The 18,464-nt window shown below is 59.3% G+C and carries 16 protein-coding genes; 11 read left to right on the top strand and 5 right to left on the bottom strand.

Translation table 11 applies throughout. From position 1 onward, the window contains the following. Nucleotides 1–970: 970 nt before the first annotated feature. From tauA to asr, 5 genes are all read left to right on the top strand, one after another. Nucleotides 971–1,948, top strand: a complete 978-nt coding sequence (gene tauA / locus AFK63_RS13920; protein WP_038864424.1) for a taurine ABC transporter substrate-binding protein — start codon at nt 971–973, stop codon at nt 1,946–1,948. A gap of 9 nt (nt 1,949–1,957) precedes the next feature. Further along, nucleotides 1,958–2,737 carry a taurine ABC transporter ATP-binding subunit gene (gene tauB, locus AFK63_RS13915; protein WP_038864423.1) on the top strand — a complete coding sequence of 260 codons (780 nt, stop codon included), beginning with the start codon at nt 1,958–1,960 and terminating at the stop codon, nt 2,735–2,737. After that, complete coding sequence (gene tauC, locus AFK63_RS13910; protein ID WP_038864422.1) at nt 2,721–3,548, top strand: taurine ABC transporter permease TauC; 828 nt, start codon at nt 2,721–2,723, stop codon at nt 3,546–3,548. The genes tauB and tauC overlap by 17 nt, the downstream gene beginning before the upstream one ends. Continuing rightward, on the top strand, nt 3,545–4,396 hold the full coding sequence (gene tauD, locus AFK63_RS13905; RefSeq protein ID WP_038864421.1) for a taurine dioxygenase: 852 nt from the start codon (nt 3,545–3,547) through the stop codon (nt 4,394–4,396). Before tauC ends, tauD begins: the two co-directional genes overlap by 4 nt. Before the next feature lie 156 nt (nt 4,397–4,552). Next, on the top strand, nt 4,553–4,942 hold the full coding sequence (asr, locus tag AFK63_RS13900; RefSeq protein ID WP_038864420.1) for an acid resistance repetitive basic protein Asr: 390 nt from the start codon (nt 4,553–4,555) through the stop codon (nt 4,940–4,942). A 762-nt stretch (nt 4,943–5,704) separates the two neighbouring features. Here the strand turns inward: asr and AFK63_RS13895 are convergent. The 3 genes from AFK63_RS13895 to AFK63_RS13885 all read right to left on the bottom strand — a co-directional run bounded on the left by AFK63_RS13895 (nt 5,705) and on the right by AFK63_RS13885 (nt 9,184). After that, complete coding sequence (locus AFK63_RS13895; protein WP_038864418.1) at nt 5,705–7,423, bottom strand: lysophospholipid acyltransferase family protein; 1,719 nt, start codon at nt 7,421–7,423, stop codon at nt 5,705–5,707. A gap of 139 nt (nt 7,424–7,562) precedes the next feature. Next, a complete protein-coding gene (gene hemB, locus AFK63_RS13890) occupies nt 7,563–8,540 on the bottom strand; it encodes a porphobilinogen synthase (RefSeq protein ID WP_038864417.1) in 978 nt (325 codons plus the stop codon). A 149-nt stretch (nt 8,541–8,689) separates the two neighbouring features. Further along, nucleotides 8,690–9,184 carry a CinA family protein gene (locus AFK63_RS13885; protein ID WP_038864416.1) on the bottom strand — a complete coding sequence of 165 codons (495 nt, stop codon included), beginning with the start codon at nt 9,182–9,184 and terminating at the stop codon, nt 8,690–8,692. 398 nt (nt 9,185–9,582) lie between these two features. On the opposite strand from AFK63_RS13885, the gene AFK63_RS13880 reads away from it, so the two are divergent. Together AFK63_RS13880 and AFK63_RS13875 are read left to right on the top strand one after the other, a co-directional pair. Continuing rightward, on the top strand, nt 9,583–12,360 hold the full coding sequence (locus AFK63_RS13880; protein ID WP_038864415.1) for an autotransporter outer membrane beta-barrel domain-containing protein: 2,778 nt from the start codon (nt 9,583–9,585) through the stop codon (nt 12,358–12,360). 80 nt (nt 12,361–12,440) lie between these two features. After that, nucleotides 12,441–13,067: a helix-turn-helix domain-containing protein gene (locus AFK63_RS13875; RefSeq protein WP_038864414.1), complete on the top strand. Its 627-nt coding sequence runs from the start codon at nt 12,441–12,443 to the stop codon at nt 13,065–13,067. A 35-nt stretch (nt 13,068–13,102) separates the two neighbouring features. Here AFK63_RS13875 and ampH read toward each other — a convergent pair whose 3' ends face one another. Beyond that, the gene (ampH, locus tag AFK63_RS13870) at nt 13,103–14,260 is read right to left on the bottom strand and encodes a D-alanyl-D-alanine-carboxypeptidase/endopeptidase AmpH (protein WP_038864413.1); all 1,158 of its coding nucleotides are present in this window, start codon (nt 14,258–14,260) and stop codon (nt 13,103–13,105) included. Between the two features lie 196 nt (nt 14,261–14,456). Between ampH and AFK63_RS13865 the strand changes: the two genes are divergently transcribed. From AFK63_RS13865 to AFK63_RS13855, 3 genes are all read left to right on the top strand, one after another. Then, a complete protein-coding gene (locus AFK63_RS13865; RefSeq protein WP_038864412.1) occupies nt 14,457–14,990 on the top strand; it encodes an isochorismatase family protein in 534 nt (177 codons plus the stop codon). Between the two features lie 174 nt (nt 14,991–15,164). Then, complete coding sequence (sbmA, locus tag AFK63_RS13860) at nt 15,165–16,385, top strand: peptide antibiotic transporter SbmA (protein ID WP_038864411.1); 1,221 nt, start codon at nt 15,165–15,167, stop codon at nt 16,383–16,385. Between the two features lie 95 nt (nt 16,386–16,480). Then, on the top strand, nt 16,481–17,587 hold the full coding sequence (locus AFK63_RS13855) for a DUF1615 domain-containing protein (RefSeq protein ID WP_038864410.1): 1,107 nt from the start codon (nt 16,481–16,483) through the stop codon (nt 17,585–17,587). Here AFK63_RS13855 and AFK63_RS13850 read toward each other — a convergent pair. Continuing rightward, nucleotides 17,584–17,889 carry a DUF2755 family protein gene (locus AFK63_RS13850; protein ID WP_038864409.1) on the bottom strand — a complete coding sequence of 102 codons (306 nt, stop codon included), beginning with the start codon at nt 17,887–17,889 and terminating at the stop codon, nt 17,584–17,586. The genes AFK63_RS13855 and AFK63_RS13850 overlap by 4 nt on opposite strands. A 357-nt stretch (nt 17,890–18,246) precedes the next feature. On the opposite strand from AFK63_RS13850, the gene AFK63_RS13845 reads away from it, so the two are divergent. Further along, nucleotides 18,247–18,462: a DUF2754 family protein gene (locus tag AFK63_RS13845; protein WP_038864408.1), complete on the top strand. Its 216-nt coding sequence runs from the start codon at nt 18,247–18,249 to the stop codon at nt 18,460–18,462. Nucleotides 18,463–18,464: the final 2 nt, after the last annotated feature.

The raw sequence follows: 18,464 nt of genomic DNA, 5'->3' as shown, positions 1-18,464 counted from the left end.
GTCAGGTGAAGGGAGCGGGGCGCATATGAAAGCCTGGTGAAATCGTTCCGTTCGCCATCACGTCGCGTTTATATGCGTGTCTTTCTCACGCGAACGTGCAAAGGGGGCTCGCCGCCGCCCCCTTTGCCATCCCGGCTCCCGGCGGAAAATCGCCCCGGTGGGCCGATTTTTTTTAGCCGGAGCAACCCCCCCCTTTCCCTGACGTTTCCTGCGCAGTAGGGCGCTTCGCTTACCCGCCATTTCCGGCTTCACCCGTCAGGTGAAGAGAGCGGGGCGAATATGCAAGCCCGGTGAAATCGTTCCGTTCGCCATCACGTCGCGTTTATATGCGTGTCTTTCTCACGCGAACGTGCAAAGGGGGCTCGCCGCCGCTCCCTTTGCCATCCCGGCTCCCGGCGGAAAATCGCCCCGGCGGGCCGATTTTTTTTTAGCCGGAGCAACCCTCCTTTTCCCTGATGTTTCCTGCGCTGTGGGGCAGGTAAGCGCGCCCGCCGTTTCCGGCCTCACCCGTCAGGTGAAGAGAGCGGGGCGCATATGAAAGCCCGGTGAAATCGTTCCGTTCGCCATCACGTCGCATTTATATGCGTGTCTTTCTCACGCGAACGTGCAAAGGGGGCTCGCCGCCGCCCCCTTTGCCATCCCGGCTCCCGGCGGAAAATCGCCCCGGTGGGCCGATTTTTTTTAACCGGAGCAAAACCATCGGTTTAAGGTCAGCTTCGCCCGAGAAAATAAAAAGGTGGGTGTGGCTTCGCCTACCTTCCTCTTGCAAATAAAAAAGACATTTGAAGCAGGTAGGGCGGGTAAGCGCGCCCGCCATCCCGCACATCGCCCTCCATAGCGCACAAAATTAACTATCCATTGCCGCTTTTTTTCTAAAAACGATTCGGCATGAGCGATGCCTTTTTATTCCTTTATCAAACGCCGCCTGCCGGAAATACTCCCCCATAACAAAAGAAGGGGAGCAGAGACTATGGCAATTTCATCGCGCATTATCTTGTCAGGCGCACTGGCGCTATGGGCATTTCAGGCGCAGGCGGTAGACGTCACCGTCGCGTATCAGACCTCCGCCGAACCGGCGAAAGTGGCGCAGGCGGACAATACCTTTGAGAAAGAGAGCGGCGCGAAGGTCGACTGGCGTAAATTCGACAGCGGCGCAAGCGTGGTGCGCGCGCTTGCCTCAGGCGATGTCCAGATAGGCAATATCGGCTCCAGCCCGCTCGCCGTGGCGGCAAGCCAGAATCTCCCCATCGAAGTCTTCCTGCTCGCCTCGCAGCTCGGTAATTCCGAAGCGCTGGTGGTGAAAAAATCGATTCGCACGCCTCACGATCTTATCGGCAAACGCATCGCGGTGCCGTTTATCTCCACCACCCACTACAGCCTGCTCGCGGCTCTGAAACACTGGGGCATCAAACCGGATCAGCTACAGATTGTGAATCTCCAGCCGCCCGCGATCATTGCCGCCTGGCAGCGGGGCGATATTGATGGCGCTTACGTCTGGGCGCCTGCCGTTAACGCGCTTGAAAAAGAGGGCGTCGTGCTGACCGACTCTTCTGAAGTCGGGAAATGGGGCTCGCCGACGCTTGATGTCTGGGTCGTGCGCAAGGACTTCGCCGAAAAACACCCGGAGGTGGTCACAGCCTTTGCCCGCAGCGCGCTGGCGGCCCAGCGCGGTTACATCGACGACCCGCAGGGCTGGCTGAAACAGCCGGCGCATCTGGAAAAGCTGTCGCGCTTAAGCGGTGTGCCGCAAAGCGATGTGCCGGGGCTGGTGCAGGGGAATACCTATCTCACCGCGAGCCAGCAGGTGGAGCAGCTTAACGGGCCGGTAAATCAGGCGATTATCGACACCGCCGCGTTTTTGAAAGCGCAGGGCAAAGTGGCGCAGGCCGGGCAGGATTACCGCGCGTTCGTGACTGACCGCTTTGTGAAGCCGCTGGCTCAGCCGTAAGGGGGCGCGATGTTACGGGTTTCTCATCTGCATGCCAGTTTCGACGGCAAGCCCGCGCTTGCCGATATCAACCTGACGCTTAATGACGGCGAGCTGCTGGTGGTGCTTGGCCCGTCCGGCTGCGGAAAGACCACGTTACTGAATCTGATCGCCGGTTTTTTGCCGCTCACGGCCGGAAGCATTACGCTCGACGGCAAACCGGTCATCGGCCCCGGCGCTGACCGCGGCGTGGTGTTTCAGCATGAGGGGCTGCTGCCGTGGCGCAGCGTGCTGGATAACGTCGCGTTCGGGTTGCAGTTACAGGGCGTTGGGCGTGAAGAACGCCGCGAACGGGCCCGCCAGATGCTCGTGAAAGTGGGGCTTGAGGGCGCGGCTAACCGGTTTATCTGGCAGCTCTCCGGCGGTCAGCGCCAGCGCGTCGGCATCGCCCGGGCGCTCGCCGCCGATCCGCAACTGCTGCTGCTCGACGAGCCCTTCGGCGCGCTCGACGCCTTTACCCGCGAACAGATGCAGACGCTGCTGCTGCGCCTGTGGGCCGGGAGCGGCAAGAAAGTGCTGCTCATCACCCACGACATCGAAGAAGCGGTCTTTATGGCGACCGACTTAGTCCTCCTGTCGCCTGGGCCAGGCCAGGTGCAGGAGCGGCTGCGGCTTGATTTCGCAAGGCGGTTTGTCGCAGGCGAACCGGCGCGCAGCATTAAATCCGATCCGGCGTTTATCGCCCGCCGCGAATATGTCCTGAGCCGGGTCTTTGCCTTACGGGAGAGCGCCGATGAGCGTACTGATTAACGATAACGCGGCGAGTCCGCCCACGCGTCGCCGTCGTGCGGCCCCCCGCCCGCTGGCGCTTAGCCTCGCCACGCTGGGCGCGCTGCTGGCGCTCTGGTGGGCGGCGACGGCGCTACAGCTTGTCAGCCCGCTGTTTCTGCCCGCGCCGCAACAGGTATTGCGCCAGCTGATGACCATCGCCGGGCCGCAGGGGTTTATGGACGCGACGCTCTGGGCGCACCTCGGCGCGAGCCTCGCGAGAATGCTCACTGCATTGCTGGCGGCGGCGCTTATCGGCATTCCGGTCGGCATCGCGATGGGGCTGAACCCGTCACTGCGCGCCATTCTCGACCCGCTGATTGAGCTTTACCGACCGATTCCGCCGCTCGCCTATCTGCCATTGATGGTTATCTGGTTCGGCATCGGCGAGACCTCCAAAGTGCTGCTTATCTACCTCGCGATTTTCGCGCCGGTGGCGATGTCGACGCTGGCGGGCGTCAAAAGCGCGCAGCAGGTGCGTATCCGAGCCGCGCAGTCGCTGGGCGCAAGCCGCTGGCAGTTACTCTGGCACGTGATTTTGCCCGGCGCGCTGCCGGAAATTTTAACCGGTCTGCGCATCGGGCTTGGCGTCGGCTGGTCGACGCTGGTCGCCGCCGAGCTTATCGCCGCCACGCGCGGGCTGGGATTTATGGTGCAGTCTGCCGGTGAGTTTCTGGCGACCGACGTGGTGCTGGCAGGGATCGCGGTGATAGCCCTGGTGGCCTTTATTTTAGAACTGGGGCTGCGCGCGCTGACGCGTCGGCTGACGCCCTGGCATGGAGAAACACAATGAGCGAACGCATTACTATTACGCCGCTGGGGCCGTACATTGGCGCTCAGGTATCCGATATCAATCTGGCGAAACCGCTGAGCGACAGCCAGTTCGAGCAGCTGTATCACGCGCTTATCCGCCATCAGGTGCTGTTTGTGCGCGATCAGCCCATCACGCCGCAGCAGCAGCGGGCGCTGGCGATGCGCTTTGGCGATCTGCATATTCACCCGGTCTATCCGCACGCCGAAGGCGTGGAGGAGATAATCGTGCTGGATACGCATAACGACAACCCGCCGGATAATGACAACTGGCATACCGACGTGACCTTTATCGACACGCCCCCCGCGGGCGCGATACTGGCGGCCAAACAGCTGCCTGCCAGCGGCGGCGACACGCTCTGGACGAGCGGCATCGCGGCGTTCGAGGCGCTCTCCGCGCCGTTACGGACGCTGTTAAGCGGCCTGCGCGCCGAGCATGATTTCCGTAAATCTTTCCCGGAGTGGAAGCACACGAAAACGCAGGAGGAACACCAGCGCTGGCGCACGGCGGTAGAGAAAAACCCGCCGCTGCTCCATCCTGTGGTGCGTACGCATCCGGTGAGCGGCAAACAGGCGCTGTTCGTCAACGAAGGCTTTACGACGCGCATCGTGGATGTGTCGCTCAAAGAGAGCGAGGCGCTGCTGGGCTTTCTTTTCGCGCATATTACGAAGCCGGAATTCCAGGTGCGCTGGCGCTGGCGGGAGAACGACGTGGCGCTGTGGGATAACCGCGTGACGCAGCATTACGCCAACGCCGATTATCTGCCTGAGCGGCGCGTGATGCACCGCGCGACAATCTTAGGCGATAAGCCCTTTTACCGGGCCAGTTAATCAAAGGGCGCTGCGGCGCCCTCTCTTTTTACGCTCGCTTGTACATTCGGTTACACGCCGATACCAATCACTCACGGAAGCGGCGGCGCGGCTTCTCTATAGTGATTTCCAGAGCCCCGACGCGGGGTAACTGAAAGCCAATTCGAGGGTAAAGAGATGAAAAAAGTATTAGCGCTGGTTGTTGCCGCCACTATGGGTCTGTCTGCTGCTGCGTTCGCGGCGGATAACACTGCCGCACCGGCTCCGGCCGCTGCGACCACCACCACCACCGCTGCGCCGGCAAAAGCGCCTGCGGCGAAAACGCACCACAAAAAAGCGCACAAGAAAGCGGTAGAGCAGAAAGCGCAGGCTGCGAAAAAACACCACAAGAAAGCCGCCGAACAGAAACCGGCTGCTGAGCAGAAAGCCCAGGCGGCCAAAAAGCACCACAAAAAAGCCGCCGGGCAGAAACCGGCCGCTGAGCAGAAAGCGCAGGCTGCTAAAAAACACCACAAAAAAGCAGTAAAACACGACGCGGCTAAACCGGCTGCCCAGCCTGCTGCATAAGCCATACGATCCCCCAGTAATTAAAACACCCGGCTTGCCGGGTGTTTTTTATGGGTGAAATGTGGGCTGAATGGTGGGTGCGCTGCGCTTACCCCCCCTACGATGAAAATGGTGTTGTTTGGATGGCGGGTAAGCGACGCGCACCTGCCGTTCGGGGTTTCTCGATCTCGTTCAGAAAGAGCGTCGGTATGAGGGAATATATACCAGGGCGGCGAACAGGTTCCGTTCGCCTTAAAGTCGCCTTCATATGGGCGCTTTGCTCACGCGAACGTGCAAAGGGGGCTCGCCGCCGCCCCCTTTGCAATCCCGGCTCCCGGCGGAAATCGGCCCTGAGGGGCCGATTTTTTTAGCCGGAGCAAAACCATCCACCTTACCAACCGATTAACGCCCGGGCGGAAAAAAGGTGGGTGCGCTGCGCTTACCCCCCTACGATGAAAATGGTGTTGTTTGGAGGGCGGGTAAGCGACGCGCACCCGCCGTTCGGGGTTTCTCGATCTCGTTAAGAAAGAGCGTCGGTATGAGGGAATATATACCAGGGCGGTGAACAGGTTCCGTTCGCCATAAAGTCGCCTTCATATAGGCGCTTTGCTCACGCGAACGTGCAAAGGGGGCTCGCCGCCGCCCCCTTTGCAATCCCGGCTCCCGGCGGAAATCGGCCCTGAGGGGCCGATTTTTTTAGCCGGAGCAAAACCATCCACCTTACCAACCGATTAACGCCCGGGCGGAAAAAAGGTGGGTGCGCTGCGCTTACCCACCCTACGATTAGCGTGGTGCTGTTTGCATGGCGGGCGCGCCGATATACCGCTCCCGGCGCGACGCTTTGAGGCGCGTTAAATCGACCAGCACCAGGCCGTCCACGCAATCGCTGAACGCCGGATCGCTGCCGAAATCGATAAACTGCACGCCGCCTGGCTCGCAGAGCTCCGAATATTGCTTGTAGAGCGGTGGTATCCCGCAGCCCAGATTGCCGAGCAGCGACTTCAGGCGCGTCAAATCATCCTGATAATTTACGCCGCCGAACTGCGCCAGCGCCTCCGGCAGCGAAACCGGGTAAGGGCGGCGCGAGGCGGCGAGCGGATGCTGCGCCGGGAACCAGAGCCGGTAAAACGCTACCAGCAGATCGCGCGCGGCAGGCGGCAGGCCGCCGGAAATCGATACCGGCCCGAAGAGATAGCGGTACTGCGGGTAACGCGCCAGATACGCGCCGATGCCCGACCAGAGATAATCAAGCCCGCGCCGTCCCCAGTATTGCGGCTGGATAAAGCTGCGGCCAAGCTCGATCCCCTGGCTTAACACCTCATCCATCCGCTCGTCGTAGTGAAAGAGGCTGTAGCTGTAAAGCCCCTGCGGCCCGCGCAGCGCCACCTGCTGCGCCGTCGGGATAAAGCGATACGCGCCGACTATCTCCAGCGCCGCGTCATCCCATAACACCAGATGCCAGTAGTCATCGTCATACGCATCGGTATCGCGGCGCTTGCCGCTGCCTTCGCCCACGGCGCGAAAGGCGATTTCACGCAGCCGCCCGAGCTCGCGCAGCACCGGCGCCTCTTCCATGCCGTTGCGTCGCCACAGATAAATGGTTTTGCCGTCCGGCGTTTTGCCGAGGGTCTCGGCACTGGCCAGCGCCCGACGCAGCACCGCCCGGTCTTCCGGGCGCGCAATGGCGCATTCCGTTTTAAAACAGCCTTTTTGCCCTTTGCCGAGGCGCGAAACGTGCAGGCGAAAACGCGCCGCCATCTCGCGCGGCGGCGTGTTTGCATCATGCCAGGCGCTCCAGGGAATGCGCTCGCCAATATTCACCGGCAGCGACGTGCCGCGTTTGCGGAACATCTCGCGGATTAGCATCAACATGGCGAGCGGCGGGGCGATAAGGGCAGCGCCGTAGAAGGCCAGACTGTTGCGCCCGGCGATATGCACCGGCAAAACCGGCGCGCGGTAACGGCTTGCGAGCTTCACAAATCCGGCGTTCCAGTCGCCATCCTGGATACCCTCCATGCCGGGGCGCGACACTTCGCCGGACGGGAAGAAAATCAGCGCGCCGCCGCGCTCCAGATGCGCTTCCATCTCTTTAATCGCGGTTTTGCGGGTGCGGTTGCCGATATTGTCGACGGCGATAAAGAGCGACGAGAGCGGCTCCAGATGGCTTAGCATCCTGTTTGCCACCACGCGCACGTCGCGCCGCACGCGGGAAATGGCGTAGAGCAGCGCCAGCCCGTCGGCGGTGCCGGTCGGGTGGTTGGCGACGACGACCAGCGGGCCGTTGTCCGGAATTTGCTCCAGCGCGCGCGCGGGCAAATCGCAGCGAATATCAAGATGCTCCAGCACCTGCTCAACCATATCAAGCCCTTTAAGATGGCGATGGCGGGCGGCGAAAGCCTGAAATTCGTGTTCATACAGCAGGCGCTTAAGCGTTTTTTTAAGCCAGGGGGCGGGGGTTTTCTGCGGGTAGAGATCGTCCAGAACGTTGTCGATGCTAAACACGGTTGTGTCTCCTCGGGAACCGTCTGCGAACAGTGATAGACCCGGAAGATGACGCCAGCATGTCAGGGGCGTGAAGGAACGGTCACAGCGCGGGGGGCGCAGGGAAAACGGCGGCGGACAGGGCGTCCGCCGCGGCAGGTCAGAGAATGTTTTTCTCGGCCAGATCGAGGGCGAAGTAGCTGAAAATAAGATCCGCCCCCGCGCGCTTGATAGCGCCGAGGCTTTCCAGAACCACTTTTTCTTCGTCAATCGCGCCCGCCTGGGCGGCGAATTTGATCATCGCGTACTCACCGCTCACCTGATAGGCGCCGAGCGGCAGGCTGGTGCGCTCGCGCACGTCACGCAGGATGTCGAGATACGCGCCCGCCGGTTTGACCATCAGCGCGTCCGCGCCTTCGGCTTCATCCAGCAGCGACTCGCGGATCGCTTCGCGGCGGTTCATCGGGCTCATCTGATAGGTTTTACGATCGCCTTTCAGCGCGGTGCCGGCGGCTTCGCGGAACGGGCCGTAGAAGGATGAGGCGAATTTGGTGGAATAGGAGAAAATCGCGGTGTCGGTGAAGCCTGCCGCGTCCAGCGCCTGGCGAATGGCTTTCACCTGGCCGTCCATCGCGGCGGAAGGGGCGATAAAGTCAGCGCCCGCCGCGGCAGCCACCACGGCCTGACGTCCCAGATTGGTGAGCGTCGCGTCGTTATCCACGCCGTGCTCACACAGCACGCCGCAGTGCCCGTGGGTGGTGTATTCGCAAAAACAGGTGTCCGACATCACGATCATTTCCGGCACCGCGTCTTTGGCGATACGCGACATGCGCGCCACCAGCCCGTTTTCATTCCAGGTGTCGCTGCCGCACTCATCGGTATGATGCGAAATGCCGAACGTCATCACGGAGCGGATACCCGCCTTCGCGATGCGCTCGATTTCACGGGCGAGATATTTTTCTGGAATACGCATCACGCCAGGCATGGCGGCGATCGGTTTGTAGTCGTCCAGCTCTTCCTCAACGAAAATCGGCAGCACCAGATCGTTGCGGCTTAACGTGGTTTCTTCAAACATGGCGCGCAGCGAGGCGGACTGGCGCAGGCGGCGCGGGCGGGAACTCAATGAAAAATCGGCCATAATTGCTTCTTATCAGAGAAATGGGACAGGCTTTATTTTAACCCGAAACAGGGGTGGATGTTTGACGATTGTGGGCGCTAAACCGCGCGCCGTCGCGCAGAGCAGGGCCTGCCGGGGGAAAAGCGCGGACAGACCCTGAGGCGCGCCGGTTATTCCCGCGCTTTTAACAGCTCGACGAGGCGCTCCAGCGCAAACACTGCGGCCTGATCGATAACGGTTTTTGGATCGCCGTTAAAGTGGCGTTTTTCCGCCACGGTTTCCTGGCCCGGCATTCCCCAGCCGAACCACACGGTGCCGGGCGGCGTGCCGTCTTCACCGCCAGATGGCCCGGCGTAGCCGCTCACGGACAGGCTGACATCTTCGCCGGAGCGCGCGCGCGCGCCTGCCGCCATTTCATGCACCGTCTGCTCGCTGACGGCGGTGTAGAGGCGCAGCGTCTCTTCTTTCACGCCCAGCATGCGCTGCTTGGCTTCATTGGTGTAAGTGATAAAACCGCTCGAATAAAACGCAGTGGTGTCTTCGGTGGCGCACAGCGTGTAAGTGATAAGCCCGCCGGTGCAGGACTCCGCGGTCGCCAGGCGTAGCCCGCGCTGGCTGAGATAAATGCCGGCCTGTTTTGCGGCGTGCTGAAGTTTTTCGTTCATTCGATTCATTTTCTCCATGCCATTGAGATATTCACATTATAGATGAGTATCCCGCAGTGAATGTGAAAAGTACCGGGAGCGCAGCGGTACCTGTATTTTATAACCGGTGGCTATGTTATTTATTGGAACAATAAGAGTTATATTTTTATCTCAATAAACCATTGCTTTTTTATGACGGAATCATGAGGTTTTCTCGCAGACAAGGCAGCAAAAGGAGCGGGGGGATATTCGCTGCTCTGAATTAAATAACCAAAAAGTTTGAATTCATACAATCCGTAAAGAAGAATTGAACCTTTAATTTTCCGATGTGCATAATTTTGCCGTTAATACACTCCGTTTGTATTACGGCAAACCATTTGATGGACCAACTTTGTGACGTCCCTGAGGAGGGATGATAAATGCACTCCTGGAAAAAGAAACTTGTAGTCTCACAATTAGCCGTGGCCTGCACGATGGCTATCGCTTCTCAGGCATCCGCCGCCACGGATATTTCAGGCAAAAGCTACGACACGTTTTATTATGACGGCGGCATTATGTATCAGGGTTATGTCGGCTATGACTATGGCGCTGATTATTATAACGGCAATATTTATCCGCAAATTTCCGGCGCGCAGGTCGACGGTGTTATTTCCACCTGGTATCTCGACGACGGCACCAGTAATAATAGCAACCGCAACGCCCTGACCATTAAGGACAGTACCATTCACGGGATGATTACCTCCCAGTGCATGACTGATAATTGCGATAATCGTACCGGAGATTACCTCTATAATCGTCTCGCCTTAACGGTCGATAATTCAACTATTGACGATGATTTCGAACACTACACTTATTATAACGCCGACGATAAAACCACCGCCTCTCAGGATATTTACAATCTCGGCACCGCGATTACGCTTGATCAGGAAACCGATCTGGTTATCCAGAATAACTCCCACGTTGCCGGTATTACGCTGACGCAGGGTTATGAATGGGAAGATAATCAGGACGTCACCTCCGCGACTGGCGCAAATAGCGGCGAAATTTTTAATAACACCATAGCGGTGACAGATTCTGTGTTGAGCTCCGGCTCATGGACCGATGAAGGCACCGATGGTTTTTACGGCCATACCGGTAAAGCCAGCGATTACGATAACGCTATTACCGCTGACGATATCGCACTGGCCGTTGTCGCTAACGCCAGCGCCGATAACGCGATGCAGACCACCGCCTCTTTCGATCGCTCAACCATTAACGGCGACATCTACTTCGAAAGCACGTTCGACGAGAATTTCGGGGGGTATGACCGCACCACGCTTGATGCCGACGGCAATCCGGTTACGACGCATGTCAACGCGTATGACGTGAACGGCGACGGCACGCTCGATTCCAACGGCTGGGATGACACTGACCGCCTGGACGTCACGCTGACGAACGGCAGCAAATGGGTGGGCGCGGCTGTCTCCAATGTGGAGGCGACCGCCGAGCTTTATGACTATCAGCCGAACAGCCTCTGGCCGGGCTCTACCTATGGCATCGAAAACGACGACACGGCGTTTAACGAAGCGGGCCACGTGACGGGCAACGAGGTTTACCAGAGCGGTATTTTCAACGTGACGCTGCAAAACGGCTCCGAATGGGACACCCGCAAAGCCTCGAACATCGACGCGCTGGTCGTGGATAACGTTTCGCAGGTGAACGTGGAAAGCTCATCGCTGCTGGCGGATTCTATTGCCCTGACTAATGCTTCCACGCTGAATATCGGCGACGGCGGCGCAGTCGCGACTGACTCGCTGACGCTGGATAGCGGCAGTGAAGCGACGCTGACGGAAGAAACCGCCTCGCTGTACGCCAACACGCTGACCGTCGATAACGGCGCGCAGCTGAATCTGGGTCTGGGCCAGGTGGACGCCGACCAGGTGGTGCTGACCGACGGCGGCGTGCTGAACGTGGCGAGTCGTGACTATGTGCTGGACGCGTCGCTTGGCAACGCGCGCTACGTCACCAACGATCCGCACCAGGAAGATTATGACGACGGCGTGATCGCGCTGAATTCCGATGGTCATCTGGCGGTCAACGGCGATGTGTCAGGCAACTACCGGGTGCGTATCGATAACGCGACCGGCGCGGGCGCGATCGCGGATTACAAAGGCAATGAAGTGCTGCGCGTGTACGACGATAACGACGCGACCACCGCGCGCTTTACCGCCGCCAACAACGCCGATCTGGGCGCGTACACTTACGAGGCCAGCCAGCAGGGCGATACCGTGGTGCTGAAACAGCGCGAGCTGACCGACTACGCGAATATGGCGCTGAGCATTCCTTCCGCCAATACCAATATCTGGAACCTGGAGCAGGATGTGTTGAGCACGCGTCTCGCGCAGGGCCGCCACAGCGCGGCGGATACCGGCGGTGCGTGGGTAACCTACTTCGGCGGTAACTTTAACGGCGATACCGGCGAGCTGAGCTATGACCAGGATGTGAACGGTCTGATGGTCGGCCTCGATAAACAGGTGGATGGCAATAATGCGAAATGGATGCTGGGCGCTGCGGCGGGCTTTGCGAAAGGCGACATGGACGATCGCACCGGGAGCGTTGATCAGGACAGCCAGTCCGCGCGTCTGTACGCCTCCGCGCAGTTCGCCAACAACGTGTTCCTCGACTCCAGCCTGAGCTACAGCCATTTCAGCAACGATCTGAGCGCGGTCATGAGCGACGGCCAGGCGGTCTCTGGCGATATCTCATCCGACGCCTGGGGCTTCGGGCTGAAACTGGGTTACGACTGGGCGTTTAATCCGCAGGGTTACCTGACGCCTTACGCCAGCGTTTCCGGGCTGCTCCAGGACGGCGACGGCTATCAGCTGAGCAACGATATGCGCGTCAACAGCCAGTCTTATGACAGCCTGCGCTATGAGCTGGGCGCAGATCTCGGTTACACGTTCAGCTATGGCAACGACCAGGCGTTCACCCCGTATGCGAAACTGGCTTACGTCTATGACGACGCGAACGATAACGATGCCGACGTAAACGGCGACAATATCGATAACGGCGTGGAAGGCTCTGCGGTTCGCGCGGGCCTCGGCGGCAAATTCAGCTTCACCAAAAACTTCAGCGCCTATGCCGACGGCAACTACCTCGGCGGCGGCGACGTTGAGCAGGACTGGGCGGCCAACGTGGGCGTCAAATATACCTGGTAATCATGTTAGTTAGCGTCAAAAGCTGCCTGTCCCGCGCGGACAGGCAGTTCCCATTAACACACCTGAAATGGATATCTCGCGTGTTAGACCTGGTAAAACCCCTTCATCATCTCGATGCCCTTCAGCGTCATCTCGGCCCGGCAGGAACGCCCTTTGACATTGACGCCCACTGCGAACTGTCGTTTTTCAACGAGCAGGGCGAGCCGCAGTGCTGGTTTTTTAAGGAGGGTAGCCTCAATCTCTGGCGTGAACAAAACCGCATTCATGTCGATTTAATGACCTCGCCGCTTTATTTAAGCTTTTCCGACGCGGTGATCCCCGAGCCGCTGCGCTATACGCTGATGACCGAAACACCGTGTCGCGGCTTTCGGATGCCGGTGCGCCGGGCGATAGAAATTATCGAACATCGTCAGCTGTGGAAATCGTTCTGCCACTGGCAGACATGGCTGATGCGTTCGTTTGAGTGGCGCGACGCGCATTTTATCGGCACCACGACCTATTCGCAGATCCGCGCCACGCTGTTGACGATGGCGAGATGGAGCCCGGAACTGCGCGCCCAGATAGGCGTTATCCATCATATTCAGAATCACACCCATATTTCCCGCTCGGTCATCGCCGAAGTGCTCGCTGAGCTTCGCAAGGGCAAGTACATTGAAATGCAGAAGGGAAAGCTGGTGGCGGTGAATAAACTGCCGCTCAACTACTGAAAAAGTACGGCGCCGAAGGGGCGCCGTTTTTGAGATTACGATCCCGGCGTTTGCAGCGGTTTGTTGCCGCTCAGCTCGGTCACCAGATCGTTGATGCCGTCGCTCATGTTAGTAAAGCGCGTCAGCGGGGAGCGAGTCACCACCACGAACGCGCCGATGTTATGCTGCGGCACCATCGCCATGTAGGTGATAAAGCCGCCGCCGCCGCCGGTTTTCTGAATAATGCCAGGGCGTCCGGCTTTCGGAGCCATATAGACCCAGCCAAGTCCGAGCGCGTCCGCTTTGCCCGGCACGTCCATTCCCACCACTTTCGTGAGCTGCGTGCGCTGATAAATCAGCGTCTGCATCCGGTCGGCCTGCGCGCTGCGACGGTGGAAATCGGACGCCAGGAACTGCTGCATCCAGCGCATCATGTCATCCGGCGTGGAATAGACGCCGCCGCTGCCAATCGCCGCCAGCGTGTTATTGCACGGGCTGGCGCCTTTTTCGGCTACCATCAGGCGCTTGCACTGATCCGGCGAGGGCGTAAACGTGGTGTCTTTCATGCCGAGCGGACGGGTTATCTGCTCTTCGAACAGCTGCGTATAAGGCTTGCCCGCCGCGTTCGCCAGCGCGTCCGCCAGAAGATCAAAGGCGAGGTTGGAATAGGCCGCTGTGGCGCCAGGGGCGGCTTTTAGCGTCGCGGTGGAGAGCCACTCCCAGCGCTGCTGGCGCGTCGGCCAGACAAACACCGGGCGTTTCGCCGCGCCGCCAGGCTGTTCGCGGGGCAGGGCGCTGGTATGCGTGGCGAGGTTCACCAGCCGGATAGGCTCGCCCTGATACGTCGGCACGCGCGCGCCGGGCGGTGCGTAGCGGCTGAGCGGATCGTCAAGCCGCACCACGCCCTGATCGAGCATTTTCACCAGCATTTCGCTGGTCATCAGTTTGGTGAGCGAGGCGATACGGATAACCGAGTCGAGCTGCGGGCGAACGTTATTGCCGGGGCGCGTTTCGCCGAAGCTTCTGAATACGCGCTGGTTACCGTCAATCACCACAATCGCCATGCCGGTCGCGCCGCTGCCATAGAAAATATGGTTGGCGTAACGGTCGACAATATCGGACGCAAAGACCGGGTCGGGCGAAGTTTGCGCGGCATGAGCCGCAGAAAAGGCCGCGCTAATCAGCAGGGCGCAGGAGAGCAGACAACGTTTCAACGAAGCAATCCATTCAGTGAGCGGGGATAGAGGGTATTTATACTACTGCGCGCAGATCTGCAAAGGCCGGAAAAGCACGCCCGCGTGCGAAAAAACGTAACGACGCGTAACAGCTCGTTTTTTTGCGCTAATTTTTTGTGCAATCGGCACCGCTTCGCCTGTGGTAACCTCCTGCTTTCCCCAGAAGGAGTGCGCGATGTCTGTACCAAAGGTTGTGATGGTTATCGATATGCAAAACGGCGTTTTCGCGACGCCACGTTTTGACCGGGAAGGGCGCGTCGCCCGCATTAATCAGCTGATGGCGGGGGCAGAGCAGGTCATTATCATTCAGCACGCCGAGGCGGGCGGGCTGGAAGAGGGAACAGCCGGGTTTGCGGTGTTGCCAACACTCAACGTACCCGCAAACGCCCTGCGGGTGACGAAAACCGCCTGCGACGCCTTCTGGCGCACGCCGCTTGAGGCGCTACTGCGCGAGCATAACGTCGACGCGTTCGTGGTATGCGGCTGCGCCAGCGACTACTGCGTGGATACCACTATCAAACAGGCCGCGAGCCGCGGCTTTCGCGTTACCATCGCCGGGGATGCGCATACCACCGCCGATCGTACTGCCGCCACCGCGGCGGTGCTCATCGAGCATTACAACGAGATGTGGCGCAACCTGACGATGCCGGGCAATCCGCTGCGCGTGCTGAGTACCGGGGAGATCCTCACTGCGTGGCAGGCGAACTAACGCGCTTGCAGTCTGTCTCACCACGGCGCGAGCGTGGGCCGCGCCGTTACACTTTCAGAAACAATCGGGGCGGTGCGCTGGCCGCTCGTCGGGTTACACTCAACGCCCCTGTCGCGAGGGCAGGGCTGCGGTCATACAGCAACAGCAAAACAAGAATATTTGCAGGAGTGATTGATGTTTAAATCCTTTTTTCCTCGTCCCACCGCGTTTTTTCTTTCAGCGCTGGTCTGGGCGATGATTGCCGTGGTCGTCTGGCAACTGGGTGGCGACTGGCTTAGTGAACGGCTCGGCGTGGCGGGCGAACTGCCCATCAGCGCGGCTCGTTTCTGGTCGGGCAGTTTTCTGCTTTTCTACGCGTATTACGCGCTCTGCGTGGGGCTGTTCGCCGCCTTCTGGCGCTTTTACAGCCCGCACCGCTGGCAGCGCTGGTCGGTGCTGGGATCGGCGCTGCTGATCTTCGTCACCTGGTTTATGGTGGAACTGAGCGTTGCCATTAACGCCTGGTACGCGCCGTTTTTCGATCTGATCCAGACCGCGCTTGGCGCGCCGAATAAAGTCAAAATCGGCCAGCTCTACAGCGGGCTTACGGTGTTTCTCGGCATTGCGCTTATTTACGTGACGGTGGGCGTGCTGAATAACTTTTTCATCAGCCATTACATCTTCCGCTGGCGTACCGCCATGAACGAATACTATATGGAGCACTGGCAGCGGCTGCGCCATATCGAAGGCGCCGCGCAGCGCGTTCAGGAAGACACCATGCGTTTCGCCTCAACGCTTGAAGATATGGGCGTGTCGCTGCTGAAAGCCGTAATGACGCTGATTGCGTTTCTGCCGGTGCTGGTGGCGCTCTCGCCGCACGTGAAAGAACTGCCGGTGGTGGGCGCCGTGCCTTATGGGCTGGTATTTGCCGCGATCGTCTGGGCACTGATCGGCACCGGGCTGCTGGCGCTCGTTGGGATCAAGCTGCCGGGGCTGGAGTTTCGCAACCAGCGGGTCGAGGCCGCCTATCGTAAAGAGCTGGTGTATGGCGAAGACGATCCGACGCGTGCCGATCCGCCGACAGTACAGGCGCTGTTCAGCAATGTGCGCTACAACTATTTCCGGCTCTATTTTCACTACACCTATTTCAATATCGCCCGGATCCTCTACCTGCAAGTGGATGCGATTTTCGGCCTGTTTTTGATGTTCCCGTCGATTGCGGCAGGGAGCATTACGCTGGGTCTGATGTCGCAAATAGGCAACGTGTTTGGTGAAGTACGCGGCGCGTTCCAGTATTTAATTAACTCCTGGACAACGCTGGTGGAGCTGATGTCTATCTACAAACGTCTGCGCAGCTTTGAGCGAACGCTGAACGATCGGCCTGAGCCGCAACACGAACCGCAGGAAGCGATGTAACGCGCGCTGCCGCTGCGTCTTCGGAGCGATCCGCTTTTCGCGGCGGCAAAAACGTGGCAGGGTAAACGGCCTGAACCCAGCCTGACAGGATTATCATGGCCGCCACGCTTGCCTTGCCAGCTCGTTTTCGTCCCCTTACGCTCGCCGCCCTGCTGGCGCTGGCGGGCTGTACCAGCCAGACCTCAACCACAGAAAAGGGCGCGAAGCCGCTCGACGTGCGCGCCGTGGTGAAGCAAAAAATGCCCGCCAGCGTGAAAGACCGGGACGGCTGGGCGCGCGATATCGCCCGCGCGTTTGAAATGCAGAAGATAACGCCCAGCGAAGAGAACATCTGTTCAGTGCTGGCGGTGGCGGAGCAGGAGTCGAATTATCAGGCCGATCCGCAGGTGCCGGGGCTTGGCAAGATTGCCTGGAAGGAGATAGAGCGCCGCGCCGGTAAGTTGCATATTCCCGCTTTCGTGGTGCGCACCGCGCTGCTGATTAAATCCCCTAATGGCAAAAGCTACAGCGAACGGCTCGATAACGTGAAGTCTGAACGTGAGCTGAGCGCGATTTTCGACGATTTCATCGGCATGGTGCCGCTCGGCCAGACGCTGTTCGGCAACCTGAACCCGGTGCATACCGGCGGGCCAATGCAGGTGAGCATCGCCTTTGCCGAAGCGCACGCGCGCGGCTACCCGTATGATATCGACGGCACACTGCGCCAGGAGGTCTTTACGCGGCGCGGCGGCCTCTGGTTCGGCATCTGGCATCTGCTTAACTACCCGGCGGATTACTCGCGCCCGCTCTATCGCTTCGCCGATTTCAACGCCGGCTGGTACGCGAGCCGCAACGCGGCGTTTCAGAATGCGGTCAGCAAAGCGAGTGGCGTGAAGCTGGCGCTGGACGGTGATGTCATTCGTTACGACAGCAGCGAGCCGGGCGCTACCGAAAATGCGGTGCGTAAACTGGCGGGCAGGCTGGACATGAGCGAGAGCGCGATTCATCGCGCGCTGGCGAAAGGGGATAGCGAAGATTTCAGCGACAGCGAGCTTTATAAAAAGGTGTTTGCGCTGGCGGACAAACGCGCCGGTAAGGCGCTTCCACGCGAGTTACTGCCGGGTATTCAACTGGAAAGCCCGAAGATCACGCGTAAGCTCACCACGGCGTGGTTTGCAAAGCGCGTGGACGACCGTCGGGCACGCTGTATGAGTAAAGATTAAAGGCGATGACGTCGCAGGCGGAAGAAAAACGCCATGACCATCGCAAAGACGCAGCCTGCCAGAAACGGCACCAGCGCGAACACGGTGCCGACCGCGAGTCCCATTTTGATTTGGGGACGGCCGTTTTCCTGCATCTGCATCAGATTATCCAGAACGCCTGGCGCATGCACCACGACATTCAGGAGTTGCGCGCCAACCCAGAAAGAGAACAACACAAACAGCGCGTAAGCGAGGTTGCCCAGCGCGGACGATCTTCCAGGTTTCCCGGCGATTATGGGTTTGGGTAACGATATCTCAGCCATACAGACCTCCGGGGTGTTCGACCTTCGTACTGGCGTGACGCCAGGTGCTACAGGGGAAGTTTGGCAGGAGATTTTATTTGTCAATATCGGATTCGTGGTAATTTGGCGGGCAGATTACTCCTGAATGTCAAAATTATGTCGATTCTCACATTTCTGTAACTGCATTAATAAATGGTTAACATTCAGACTTTTCCTGCTCTCCGCGCGCAGCACGATGGCCCACAGATATTCCGGTTTCTGACGCTTTTCGGCGTTTTTTAAGCGTAACCGTAACGCGCTTCACACCGCGCGACGCGGGCCACAGACAGGCGTCAGAGGATATGCGAAGATGCTTTTTTTGACGCTTTCGGAGTAACCATGCAACTCTCTGCCAAAATTCGCCGTGACTGGCACTATTACGCGGTCGCGCTGGGCCTGATTTTTATTATGAACGGCGTGATTGGCCTGCTGGGGTTTGAAGCGAAAGGCTGGCAAACCTATGCGGTGGGGCTGGTGACCTGGGTTATCTGCTTCTGGATAGCGGGCTTTATTATCCGCCGTCGCCCCGAAGAACCGGGCGCGGCGGAAGAGTAACG

Source organism: Cronobacter muytjensii ATCC 51329 (genome assembly GCF_001277195.1).
Lineage (GTDB): Bacteria > Pseudomonadota > Gammaproteobacteria > Enterobacterales > Enterobacteriaceae > Cronobacter > Cronobacter muytjensii.
Note: the sequence above shows the minus strand (reverse complement) of the source record. Positions and strands in the feature narration are given on the sequence as shown.

Bases quoted from the DNA above. Each gene is read 5' to 3' on its own strand.
- tauA (WP_038864424.1), top strand. From the start codon at position 971: ATGGCAATTTCATCGCGCATTATCTTGTCAGGCGCACTGGCGCTATGG.
- tauB (WP_038864423.1), top strand. From the start codon at position 1,958: ATGTTACGGGTTTCTCATCTGCATGCCAGTTTCGACGGCAAGCCCGCG.
- tauC (WP_038864422.1), top strand. From the start codon at position 2,721: ATGAGCGTACTGATTAACGATAACGCGGCGAGTCCGCCCACGCGTCGC.
- tauD (WP_038864421.1), top strand. From the start codon at position 3,545: ATGAGCGAACGCATTACTATTACGCCGCTGGGGCCGTACATTGGCGCT.
- asr (WP_038864420.1), top strand. From the start codon at position 4,553: ATGAAAAAAGTATTAGCGCTGGTTGTTGCCGCCACTATGGGTCTGTCT.
- hemB (WP_038864417.1), bottom strand. From the start codon at position 8,540: ATGGCCGATTTTTCATTGAGTTCCCGCCCGCGCCGCCTGCGCCAGTCC.
- AFK63_RS13885 (WP_038864416.1), bottom strand. From the start codon at position 9,184: ATGAACGAAAAACTTCAGCACGCCGCAAAACAGGCCGGCATTTATCTC.
- AFK63_RS13880 (WP_038864415.1), top strand. From the start codon at position 9,583: ATGCACTCCTGGAAAAAGAAACTTGTAGTCTCACAATTAGCCGTGGCC.
- AFK63_RS13865 (WP_038864412.1), top strand. From the start codon at position 14,457: ATGTCTGTACCAAAGGTTGTGATGGTTATCGATATGCAAAACGGCGTT.
- sbmA (WP_038864411.1), top strand. From the start codon at position 15,165: ATGTTTAAATCCTTTTTTCCTCGTCCCACCGCGTTTTTTCTTTCAGCG.
- AFK63_RS13855 (WP_038864410.1), top strand. From the start codon at position 16,481: ATGGCCGCCACGCTTGCCTTGCCAGCTCGTTTTCGTCCCCTTACGCTC.
- AFK63_RS13850 (WP_038864409.1), bottom strand. From the start codon at position 17,889: ATGGCTGAGATATCGTTACCCAAACCCATAATCGCCGGGAAACCTGGA.
- AFK63_RS13845 (WP_038864408.1), top strand. From the start codon at position 18,247: ATGCAACTCTCTGCCAAAATTCGCCGTGACTGGCACTATTACGCGGTC.